The sequence below is a fragment of the Paenibacillus sp. J22P143 genome, from assembly GCF_059692035.1.
Genome location: NZ_JCAUAQ010000053.1, coordinates 1 through 12,111 on the forward strand (window position 1 = coordinate 1; position 12,111 = coordinate 12,111).

6 protein-coding genes are annotated in these 12,111 nt (G+C 44.3%); all 6 read right to left on the reverse strand.

All coding sequences use genetic code 11. The annotated features are described in order from the left end of the window. Positions 1-198 precede the first annotated feature (198 nt). Positions 199-1,524 carry an ABC transporter substrate-binding protein gene (locus AC58PQ_RS29260; protein WP_497247869.1) on the reverse strand — a complete coding sequence of 442 codons (1,326 nt, stop codon included), beginning with the start codon at positions 1,522-1,524 and terminating at the stop codon, positions 199-201. Positions 1,525-1,790: 266 nt separating this feature from the next. Then, a complete protein-coding gene (locus AC58PQ_RS29265; protein WP_497247871.1) occupies positions 1,791-3,122 on the reverse strand; it encodes an ABC transporter substrate-binding protein in 1,332 nt (443 codons plus the stop codon). A gap of 2 nt (positions 3,123-3,124) precedes the next feature. Further along, on the reverse strand, positions 3,125-4,924 hold the full coding sequence (locus tag AC58PQ_RS29270; RefSeq protein ID WP_497247873.1) for a cache domain-containing sensor histidine kinase: 1,800 nt from the start codon (positions 4,922-4,924) through the stop codon (positions 3,125-3,127). A 37-nt stretch (positions 4,925-4,961) separates the two neighbouring features. Beyond that, on the reverse strand, positions 4,962-5,735 hold the full coding sequence (locus AC58PQ_RS29275) for a response regulator transcription factor (protein WP_497247875.1): 774 nt from the start codon (positions 5,733-5,735) through the stop codon (positions 4,962-4,964). Between the two features lie 166 nt (positions 5,736-5,901). After that, entirely contained in the window at positions 5,902-10,986 is a 5,085-nt protein-coding gene (locus tag AC58PQ_RS29280) for a GH92 family glycosyl hydrolase (protein ID WP_497247878.1), read from the reverse strand. 188 nt (positions 10,987-11,174) lie between these two features. Beyond that, complete coding sequence (locus tag AC58PQ_RS29285; protein ID WP_497247880.1) at positions 11,175-11,960, reverse strand: response regulator transcription factor; 786 nt, start codon at positions 11,958-11,960, stop codon at positions 11,175-11,177. Between the last annotated feature and the right edge of the window lie 151 nt (positions 11,961-12,111).

A 12,111-nucleotide genomic window follows, 5' to 3' on the forward strand; every position in this document is an offset into this window, starting at 1 on the left:
ATCGCGATCAGGGAAGGCGCTAGCATTAAAATCGGAGAAAGGCTCTCCATTTTCCAAGTTCTTTTTTTCTCTCTATGATGAACTTTTGATGCAATATCAGTAGGATTTATTCGTCTGACTGAGTTCATGTCCTCTCCATCCTCTCCGAATTAAGGAGGAGGCTGAAGAATCAGCCCCCAACATCCATTCAGTTTTATCTTATTTGAAAATGCCGTTTGCCGAAGCAGCTTGCTTGAAAGCTGCGGCCGCCTGATTCACATCGCCCTTCGTTACAAAGACTGTGATGGCTTGATTCACTTGCGTCGAGAAGCCTTCGGATGCCGCAGAGCCGTGTGCAAGACTAGGCGCCAGCTTCGCTTTCTTAAAGTCCTCAATGGTTTGTTTGCCGTAAACATCGTACTTAGATACATCCGCATCCACCCGCGCAGGTATGGAGCCCTTCAAAGGATTAAAAATGTCTTGACCTTGAACGGAGCCTAGTACCTTCAAGAATTCCTTGACCGTATTCGGATCTTTAACGCCTTTAGGCAATGCAAATGTATCCGTAATGACCATGAAGCTGCCTTCGGATTCCGGAGTTGTTGTCCAACCGAATTCTTCGTTCGGCTTTAATTTCAGGTCTGTCGTGAAGTAACCTTTCTCCCAGTCGCCCATGACATTCATGGCAGCCTCGCCTTTGGCGACCAGTTGCGCAGCGTCCTGCCAGTTTCTTGCCGCATGATCTTTGTTCGCGTAAGTTAGCATCTTTTTGAATATCTCCAGTGATTCTTTAACTTTCGGATCGTCAAAGCTCACTTTGCCTGTGAATAAGTCCTTGTAGCCATCAGCACCCATATGGCCAAGCAGCACGTTCTCAAACAGCATCGTAGCCGCCCACGGTTCTTTATCACCCAGCGCTAACGGCGTAATCCCCTTGGCTTTAAGCGCGTCCGCAACTTTGAAAAATTCGTCAAACGTTTTTGGCGGCTGCAAACCATTCGATTCGAATACTTTTTTGTTATAGAATGTTACGTTACCACGATGGATATTGACAGGTACGGAATAAATTTTGTCACCTTTGCTGACTAACTCAATCAAATCCTTCGGAAACTTGTCTTTCCAGCCTTCTTTCTCATACAAATCATTTAGAGGTTGAACTTTATCAGCTGCCACCCAACCGGAATTCAATTCAGCGCCCCCATGTACCTGGAATGTACCTGGCGGATCTCCACCCTGCATACGGCTGGCCAGAACAGCCTTGGCATTCGTTCCCGCGCCGCCGGCAACAGCAGCGTTGATTACTTCAATATCCTGATTCTTCATCTTGAACAGCCTTACCAGTTCTTTTAGCCCCGCCTCTTCGCCTGCACCAGTCCACCAACTAAAGATTTCGACTTCCTTTTTAGCAGGCTGCTGTGTTGCAACAGGCGTATTCTCTGTGCTTGGTTGTTTGGAAGCTTCTGGCGTTTTCGTCGTGCTACAAGCCGTAAGCAGAAGTCCCGTAGCAGTCAAGACAGAGAAAGTTACTTTAAGTGTGTGTTTCATTGATATTCCCCTTCCATTTCTATAAAGTTTGTAAACGCTCTTACAATTCTTATTTTAAATAATTTTGTTCAGAAAGATAACGTATGAAATCTATTATTTATTCCATTATGAAGCACAGAAAAGCCTAACAACCTATTAAAATTTCTATTAACAAAAAATAGGCCTTGTAATCAAAAATTCCCATTTGGGATAATCAGACTACAGGCCAAGTATTTAATCATTCATGATAGTGGCCACAGCCATGGCCATATTCCTCTGCTTTACATTCAGTTTCTGACCTTCTCAACCAGATTCCGAAGTTTACTGGCAGCATCAAGCAGTGTACTTCTCGGGTCTTCGTGCAAGGTCAGTATTTTGGCTAACGCATCATTCTCGATTTCGACCATAGCCGGATAATAGGTCAGGGAAGGCTCAGGTTTTGCGGTCTTCATGCTTTCCAGAATCAGAGCGAAATCAGGCCTCTTACTTGAAAATGAAGGATCGGATAAAATCGATCGCCTTGCAGGAACTCCGCCAAATTGGGCGTATATGCTCCCGCCACGCTTTCCTGTGGCAAACTTGATAAATTCCCACGCATCAACTGGATGCTTCGCATTTGCAGTCATCGCCAGCATCCAACCGTGCTGAAACGGAGTTCGATAAATGACTCCGGCTTGATCGCGGATTCCCGGAATCAAGGCGATCTTAATTGCGTTTTTGTAAGGAGAATCACTCTGATTAATCATATCGATTGCTGAATTCCAATACGGTGCTGCCATTGCGATTTCACCCGAAAGAAGCGCATCTCTCGTTCTGGAAAAATCCCATGTAATCATATCTGAGGGAACTATGCGTTCTTGAACAAGACGATTCAAAAACGAACCGGCTGCAATAGAACCTGCCTGGTCAAAAAGCACTTGTCCCGTATTCTCCTCGATCACATCTCCTTCATATGTCCAGAGTAATGAGGAGAATATTTTAGATCGTTCCTCAGGTACGACGGCAGGCATTGCCAGCCCCCAGCGAGTTGGCGAGCCTTCATTACGCTGCTTCGTAAAATTCGCCGCGATAGCGTAAAGCTCATTCCAGGTTTCCGGAGGTTTCGGAATTAAATCCGAGCGATAATAAAGAAAATGCGTGCTGATGTCCGTTGGAAGCGCGAAAGTAGCTCCTTTATACGGATAAGTCGAAAGAAAATCATCCACATCAAACAATTGCCGATCCGTATACCGAGAATCATTCATAAAGGAATCTAGCGGTTGCAACGCTTTCGTGTCGGCAAACTGCGCGATCGAGGTGTTCGGCAAAAAAACAACGTCAAACGCATTCGTTCCGGCAAAGAGCTGCGTTCCTACTGATGTAAAGTAAACATCGCGACCCAGCTCTATGAATTCGACCTGGATTCCGAATTCCTCCTCAAACACTTTAGCAATTTGGCGCAAGCCTGCTGATTCGGAACCGGTTCGGATAAGGACTTTAACCGTTCGCTTCGCGGCGATCGTCTCAGACGGGTCAATATCTACCCGATTCATTAACAGGACTCCGCTTACAGCCCAAACGATCATAAGCATGAAAGAAACGAAAGAAACATAAACGATTCGGTTCAGCATTAATTTCATGGTCAAACCTCCATCGGTTTCGCTGCGAACAAATCTTGGTGAGGCAAAGTAACAATAACCACGCTTCCATCTATAGAATTGATAGAAAACTGCAATCCGTAATCTTTGCCAAACGCAAGTTTAATGCGTTGCTGAACATTACGCAAGCCAACATGTTCACTAGCGTGATCAGCGTTTAATAATTGCTTGACATGCTCAATATCCAATCGCCCCCCTGTGTTCGCAATAGAGATGCACACCTTGTCGCCGATTTTACAGGCCACGATCGAAATCGTCCCCTTCTCGCTCGACTTCGAAATGCCGTGTTCAATGGCGTTTTCAACCAACGGCTGCAAAATTAGCGGCATGATCCTATTATTGCGAATCGTTTCCTCTATCGTAAGTTGATAGCTGAATTTATCCTGGTAGCGATACGATTGAATGATCAAATAATTTTGAATATGTTCCATTTCCTGTTGAAGCGTTATCCATTCTCTGCCTGAGTTCAAGGTGAATCTGAAAAACCTTCCAAGCGCCGTAACCAGCTTACTGACAGCCTCTGCTTTATATTTGACAGACATCCAATACATGGTATCCAATGTGTTATACAAAAAGTGAGGATGAATTTGCATTTGCAGCGCTTTTAACAAAGCTTCCCGTTTCTCTTGCTCCTGAACTTCATTTTCCTTGATAAGCTCGCGTGTGCGTACGATTAGATGATTAAAATTCCTGTTTAGAATACGTATTTCCCGTATTGGACTATGTTCTTCTACCAAATGGTGCAATGAAGCCGAGGACATATGACGGGCCAGTTGTATAACCGGTTTAGAGATCGAAGTCGCTAGCAATAAAGAAATAATAATGAAGACGATTACTCCCATTAAGGTCATCAAAAGTAAATAGCTTAGTATCTGTTGATTCGTTCCAATCAATTCATTCATGGGAACGATAGCTGTCATTTTCCAACCGCTAACTTCGGAGCTGTTAAAGGCTAACAGCCATTCGTTATCGACAATCTGATACCCGTTCTCTTTATTGGATACGGAGGTTATTGCATCAATAAGCTTGGTGTTGTCCATCAATTGCCTTTCTTGCTGGTATACTCGATCGCCAGAACGATCGGACACATAGATGGCTCCGGTTGCCCCGATCTGAACATTTTGCAAATTCTCCTGGATAAACCTGTCGTTAAATTGTATGAATAAATACCCTTTCAATTTCCCTGAATTACTGTCAATCAAACGGCGAGCCGCTGTTACCGATTCCTTGATTGATGTATCAAAACTTTCCTTCGGATGAAAGACTTCTCTCGATTTACTAAACCAATGAAGCTGAAGCGGTTCTTTGTCAATTTGACTGACGATAAATTGATAATTCGCAAGATCCAACTGACTATTTGACCTGAAAGTGCTATCTGTAGAAAGGATGTTCATCTCTGGAGTAATAAAATGAACAGCCTGAATATACTCCAGCCTGCCCCTAAACAAATCGGTATAAAATTTTTGTTTAAAACGTTGACTTGCCTCAAATATTTGATATGCAGAACCGAAAGAGCCGTTAAGAAAATCCAGGTCTGACGATTGTTCATAAAGTAAAGCCCATGTCAAGCGGTCAATTTCCGCTAAGTTGGCGTCCATTGCGCGCTGCGTCTGTTCAACGGTTTGCAGGAGAAAATGACTTGTTTGCTTCTGAATAATTTGATTCTCCTTATGATAAGTAATTAAAGCAATAACTAAAAAAGGAATCAGCATCAGCGTTAGAAAAGCGCCAAGTAATAGTGTGCGAATAGAAACGGAATTGATTGGTTTTATGATGGCGTTCACCTTGCTTTCTGCGTTGGTTTAAAATCGTAACGAACGCCTATGAATAGCGTCGGCGATAATCACCCGGGGAGATACCTTTCATCTTTTGAAATTTATCATTAAAATGCCGTGCTGTTGAAAATCCGCTCAGCTCTCCAACTTCATATATCTTAAGAACGCTGGTTGTAAGCAATTTGCAAGCATGATCGATTCGCAGGCAACCGATGTAATCCTGAAAGGGCATTCCCACTTCCTTACGAAAAAGCCGTCCTAAGTAATTTGGCGAGATGAAGAGAGTATCTGCTACATCCGTTAGTTGCAATTCTTCCGTAAATCGTTCGTGGATGATTTCCAAGGCATTTGTAATCTGTAACGATTTAGGCACTTCAGTTTTGTCAATCGTTAACTCGGGTTGATTGTGACGGTTGGCTTCAACCCAGTGATCCCAATCGCTTTTCACCCCTTGTAACACCCTTGTAAGCTCCTCGACTCCTATTGGTTTCATTAAGTAATCGATAGCTCCAAGCCGTATAGCCTCCTGAGCATATAAAAAATCGTCATAGCCGCTTAAAAAAATGACTTTCGCGGGATAGGGCCGGGGAAGGTCCATCAGCCTGGTTGCCAGCTCCAATCCGGACATTTGGGGCATATTGATATCTGAAATGATGATTTGAATATCATGGTTTTCCATATACGCCCATGCATCCAATCCGTTCTCAAATACACCAGCCAATTGAATGTCTAAGGATGACCAATCCAAGTGATTTTGAATGCCTTCGCGAACCCAAACCTCATCGTCAACGACTACCGCTCGGCAAATATCCAGATTCATCTAAATCCCCTCGTTTCAACACAATGTCGTCGGACTAAAATTATGATAGAAAGCAGACCTGTGATAATTTCACAGATCTGCTGCATAGTGAAGAGAGAATTAGTCTAAGCTATCTAATAAATCATCGAAGAGATTACTTTCGACTTACAACAAAGTTTAGTTTGGTTTATTGTAAGATCGCCTTAGCTACAATGGCAAGGTCTACTATGTCTACTTTGCCGTCATGGTTGATATCCGCTTTCTCATTCCAGCCTACTTGACCTTGTTCTTTACCGTAAGCAGCCGCAACCATAGCCAAGTCACCAATTGAGACACCGCCACCATTGATATCTGTGATTATTTTCTTGCTTTCGAACACTTGCATTGCCAATTCCAATGCGGTTTTCGCGCTATCCACCTGTTGTTGAGTAGCATTCGAATCGTCCGCTGCCACTTTGGCTGCATCGATAGCCGACTGCAATTGCGCTTTGGAGCCACTTACATACTGTCCGTCTCCGCCGCCTTCCACTGCTGCATTGTACTTCGCCTGCGCACTTGCAATTGCTGTGTTCAATTGCGACTTATCTACAGGTATAGCAGGTACAGTAATTTGGATCTCGCGGGAAGCACCGCCGACCTGCAGCTCATTCCCAGGTGCATTGGCAATCACAACATGGTCTACTAAAATTGTCGTATTGGTTGCCTGGGTTACAGATTTGGCCTTAAATTGGATTGCGAACATATCGCCTTGGGCAGGTACGCTCGCGCCCTTGCTTGCAGCCAAAATCCGGAGTTGTCCTGGAGTCGTTTCCTTTGTTTCGATGACTTGGAACCCGTCTACCAGAGATGTCACCGAAACGAATTGTACACTCGCAGGGTCATACTGCAGTGTGAAATCTTGGGCGTACACTTGCTGATATACGCTTTGTGTAACATCGGCCAGTCCCATCTTCAGAGTGAAGGTTTGGCCAGAGTCCACCTGCTGTACACCTGTCAATGTAGACTTTGGTGTTGGTGCCGGCAATACAGTTACGCTGACGCTTGTTGTCAATGCCACGCTGTACGGATTTACCACTCCGACAGGCAGAGTTACAGTTCCACTTACGGTGAATGTCTGTACCGTTTTCACAGTTGGATCATAGTTTGATGCATTCACATCCCATGTCACATTGGCATTCACGCTTCCCGTATTGGTAACCAGTTCTACGGTTGCAGGTAAACCAAGGGCAACTGCTGTTTTTGCCGTGCCGTTTGTCAGCCCTGTGAGTGCTGCCGGTGCTGTTATGCTCGTAAGCGTCGGCCCTTGCCCCTCATTCATCAATTGCGTTACTTGAGCCTGACTCAACATACCGTTAAATACACGAACGTCGTCCAGCAGTCCATTGAAAGCTTCTCCGCCGGATTCATTGGCTCCCAACACGATTTTATTCGTTACAATCGGAAGTAGTCCGAGATTCGTTGCGTTGCTTGCCACTACGTTACCGTCGATATAGATCTTCAGCCCCAATGCGTGATCGTAGGAAGCCACATAATGATGCCAGTTGTTATCGTTGTAGGTCCATGGAAACGTCAGCGTTTGATTACTAGATGAACCATTGATCCAATAGGCCACGCGAGCTTGACCCCCGCCTGTCAACTGGAGGGCCGTGAAACGCTTATCTTGACGGAAAACATTCATGTAGCCAGTTGAAGCCTGAGAAGTCTTGAACCACAACGACACGGTCTCGTCACCCGTTTGATTCAAAGTTGCCGAAGGGTTGATCTCAGCCCTTGAGCCGCCGCTGAAAGCAAGCGCTCCGTCGAACTTGCCCGAATTGGTCCAAGTTGGGTTGTTAACCAGAGTTCCGGTGTTGCCCTTGCCTGAAGAATCGCCAGCGGTTGTACCGGAGCCTTCATTGAGCTTCCAGTGGGCTACTAGTTCGGCAGGCTTTACAGATACGCTAATGATTGTTGTCAAAGGTACGCTGTTCGGGTTTGCCACTCCACTAGGCAGGGTTACGGTTCCTGATACCGTGAAGGTCTGCGCCGTCGCGGCAGTCGGATCGTAGCTTGCACTAGTTAAATCCCAATTCACACTAGCATCCACATTTCCCGCATCGGTTACAAGAGATACTTTACCGGGCAACCCAAGAGCTGCCGCTGTCTTCGCCGTTCCGATGGGCACTCCTGTGATGGCTGCAGGCGCTGTTATGCTCGTGAGATTCGTTGGCGGCGCTTCCGATAACTCAAACCAGTTAAGGTTCCAGCCGCCTGTATTGATGGCCAGCCTAATGTTATGCTTGCCGGCACTTAAGTTAACCTGGTCGGATACGGTCCTCCAATTCTGCCAGCCACCGGTTGACGGCAACGATGTTATTTTATTCGAAACACCATCTACTGAGAAATTGACAATGCCTGTACCACTGGATACTGATACCCTGTAATCTAATTTGTACAATCCTGATTTTTGCACATTTACAACGTAGTCCATCCAGTCTCCTGAATCTGTATAACCTACGTTCTTTGTCCCTTCCGAGCTGTTCTCTAATTGAATCCCAGACATACTAGAATAATTTTCCGCTTCTATTTTTCCAGGTATTGCAATGATAGGGTTTACAGTTACGCTAATGCTAATTGTCAATGGTACATTATTCGGATTTGAGACTCCAACAGGCAGGGTTACGGTTCCTGGTACTGTAAATGTCTGCCCTGTGAACGCTGTTGGATCATAATTTGTGCCGCTTACATCCCAAGACACACTGGCATTCAAATAACCTGAATCGGTTACAAGGGATAATTTCGCAGGCAATCCAAGCGCTGCTACTGTCTTGGCTGTTCCGTTGGACAAACCTGTAACGGCTGCAGGCGCTGTGATGCTCGTAAGATGCTCCGGGCTTTGTGCCGTCGCGTCATATACAAGCGCAGGCTTGGAGTAACCTTTAGCCCAATCCGTAGCCGTACTGCTCATCACGAAGTCCAATGTACCCCCGTTGGTAATTTGGTCGTAAGTAATGACCGGAATATTGAGAGCAGAGCCATTGAGTTTGGCAGAGCTAATATAAAAGTTATTATTGTCATTATTAGGCGCTGTTATTACAAATTTAGTGCCAGTTTTCGGATTGTTAATGGTAACTTTATCAAATATAGGACTGCCGATCATATATTCGCCCGATGCTGGATTGACCGAATAGAAGCCCATTGCCGAGAATACATACCACGCAGACATTTGACCGCAGTCGTCATTTCCTAACATCCCTGCTGTGTCGTTGGAATAACTCTCAACTAGGGTTTTTCTTGCGTACTTTTGGGCAAGATCAGGACGACCGCTGAAATTAAACATATAGGGATAATGGTGAGTCGGCTCATTCTGATGCTCAATCCAATGATTGGGATAACGTGAATTAATTGGTATATTCTGGAGATTAATCCAATCGGCTCCACCATCACCGTATGCCTTCTCCAGCTCCGTATTATAGAAATTTGCTCCCTTATATTGCGTCATTAAATTCAGAAGCCCCTGTGGGTCATGCGGAGCGAACCATGTATACTTTCTCCTGTCACCTTCTGTAAACTGTTCTCCATCTGTGGACCAGTTACCAATTGCATCTCGTCCCATCGCATAGCCTGTACTTGGATTAATTGTGTTCTTATAGTTCTGACTGCGGTTCAGAAAGAATTTGTAATCTTCCATTTTCCCTGCGGCCTTCGCAACTTGCGCAACAGCCCAATCGTCATATGCGCCTTCAATCGTATTCGAAACATTCTCGTTTACATATCCATTCGGAACATATCCCAATTCCTTGTAAGCGCTTAATCCCGCACGTGCTTCATACGGAACATTTGATTGTCTATCTGCCCACTTAATAGTGCCATCGCCCGTTTGAGGCGCCATGGCATCCTTGTAAACAGCTTGATATGCCAAATTATAATCAAAACCATTGAATCCCTTATTAATGGCTTCCGCAACAAGCGAATCCGCATGCGTAGCTATCATGATGTTCGTATAGTTCGGATTCGGCCATTTCGGCATGTATCCACCTTCCTTGTAGTTCTGGAGCAAGGATTGAACCATCTCATCAATTCTTTCAGGTGCAGCAAGCGTCAAGAAGCTGTTTTGAGCTCTGAACGTATCCCAGATCGAGAAGTCCGTGTATGACTTGCCATCGTGTATTTGATCATCATAAGGGCTGTAGTATTTGTTGGTTCCACCCACATTTTCGTAGAACATTCTTGGATACATCAACGCATGGAACATCGCTGTGTAGAAAATGTACTTTTCGTCTTGTGTTGCTCCTTCGATTTGGATCGTATTGAGCTTCGTGTTCCAAGTATTTTTCAATTCTTCTTTCACAGTATCGAAAGACTTCGCTCCTATTTCCTGTTCAATGTTCTTCCTTGCCTGATCAACACTGATAAAGGAGGTCCCTATTCTGACTTCAATTACTTCGTTAGCTGTTGTATTAAACGTTACATATCCACCGGATTTCTGCCCTTCAACGGATGTTCCGTTCGCTGTCGGGACATAATTATTATAGGTCCCTTTTGCATTAAATGGTTTTGAAAACTGAATAACAAAGTAACCTTTCAAGTTTTGTGGCGGTTTATTATTCAGGTGAGCGCTCATATTATCGTTATTCCAGCCATAGATCTCTTTGTTATTCTCATCTATGGTTACATTACCTTTTGCCCTGTCACGAGCAGACTCGACCAGAATACTGGACTTGTCGTTCGCTGGAAACGTATATCTATAGATTGCGCTGCGCTCAGTGGCTGTCATTTCTGCTGTGATGGGCTTGCCCACATTGGAACCCATCTTTGCTTTATAATAGTAAGGCGTCGATACTTCCTCTTTGTTTTCCTGCTTTGAGCTGTCATTATTCTTATAGTCAAAAGTAAGTGCGCGCCCGCTTTCACTTGGGCTAATATTGCCAATTTGCGGCATTACGTTTACATATCCGTAATCCCCCATCCAGATTGCGGGCTGATGTGATGCGAAAAATCCTTTAAACTGTTTGTCGGTGTATAAATAAGAGATGCCTCCGATTGAATTTTGCCTTGTTTGCGGCGTGAAATTTGTCATGCCGAACGGCGAGGTAACAAATGGCGCCAAGCCTGCAAATTCACTGTTACCCTTAAAGTTATTAGAACCGATCAATGGATTTACATATTGCACCAAATCCTGCAATACGACAGGTTCTGTTGTTGACTGGACCGGTTCTTCCGCCTGAACGGATATTGGCATTGACGATATCATGAGCATAACCATGAGCATGAAACTAAGATATTTTTTCATAGATAAACCTCCTTAAAAAATGAAATCAAGTTCGCCATTCTAGTGCAGTATTCTTTTTGTTCCCCATTGAATCCCCCCTGGTGAAGTCGTGAAAGCGTTTCACAATTTAATCTTAAGGGATTAAGGCAAAGGATATAACGTAGTGAATCTATCATTTATTCCGATTTCCAACATAAATCGAAAACGATTTAATTATGCCTTCTGCGATATTCAACTGGAGACATGCCCGTATTTTTCTGAAACCAATCACTGAAACAACGAGGGTTAGTATAACCAAGCATATCTCCAATCTGATAAATTTTCATGTTGCTTTCCACAATCAAGCTGCAAGCTTTATTTATACGAATCTGTGATAAGTAATCGCTGAAGGACTGACCAGTCTCCTGACGGAATAATCTGCTCATATAGTTGGGCGTAATGAAAAGCTCATTAGCAATATCTGCTAACAAAATCTCTTGGGCACAATGATCGTGAATATATTTCAGCGCCTTTTTAATAAGATAGGAACCCGGCTCTTCTGACGGCTCTGTACTGCTTAATTGTTTAAATTGACGGACTCCGTCCGAAGTACAGAGAGCCTTAGCCTTTAATAGCGCATTTTCAATCTCTACCAATTCCGAAGGTTTAAGCAGATAGTCGACTGCTCCTAAGCGCAAAGCTTCCTGTGCGAATTTGAAATCACTGTAACCGCTTAAAAATATAACCTTAATGCGAGACAAATCGTCCGCCGCGTTCTCGCTTGTTCTGTCGCGAAGCCTGGCCAGCATTTCAAGTCCGGTCATATTGGGCATGCGGATATCGGAAAGAATAATGTCCACCTGGTTTTCTTTCAGATAGGCATACGCATCGGCCCCATCATGAAAAACTTTAACAAGAACGATACCGAGCTTCTTCCATTCGATATTTTCGCTTATCCCTTCCCGAATCCAAGCTTCATCGTCTATAATTACCGCTCTGCATTCCGCATTAGTCATTATGCTTACCTCACATTCATCTAGTACTCAGTTGCAAGAATATAATGCTACATATAAACTAGACAGCAAAAAAGGAGTTTCTTAGTTGTATGACAGGTCCAAGAAGGAAGTTCAGCCCAGAGGAAAAAGCTCGGTTGGTACTGGAAATTTT

Bases quoted from the DNA above. Each gene is read 5' to 3' on its own strand.
- AC58PQ_RS29260 (WP_497247869.1), bottom strand. From the start codon at position 1,524: ATGAAACACACACTTAAAGTAACTTTCTCTGTCTTGACTGCTACGGGA.
- AC58PQ_RS29280 (WP_497247878.1), bottom strand. From the start codon at position 10,986: ATGAAAAAATATCTTAGTTTCATGCTCATGGTTATGCTCATGATATCG.
- AC58PQ_RS29285 (WP_497247880.1), bottom strand. From the start codon at position 11,960: ATGACTAATGCGGAATGCAGAGCGGTAATTATAGACGATGAAGCTTGG.
- AC58PQ_RS29275 (WP_497247875.1), bottom strand. From the start codon at position 5,735: ATGAATCTGGATATTTGCCGAGCGGTAGTCGTTGACGATGAGGTTTGG.
- AC58PQ_RS29265 (WP_497247871.1), bottom strand. From the start codon at position 3,122: ATGAAATTAATGCTGAACCGAATCGTTTATGTTTCTTTCGTTTCTTTC.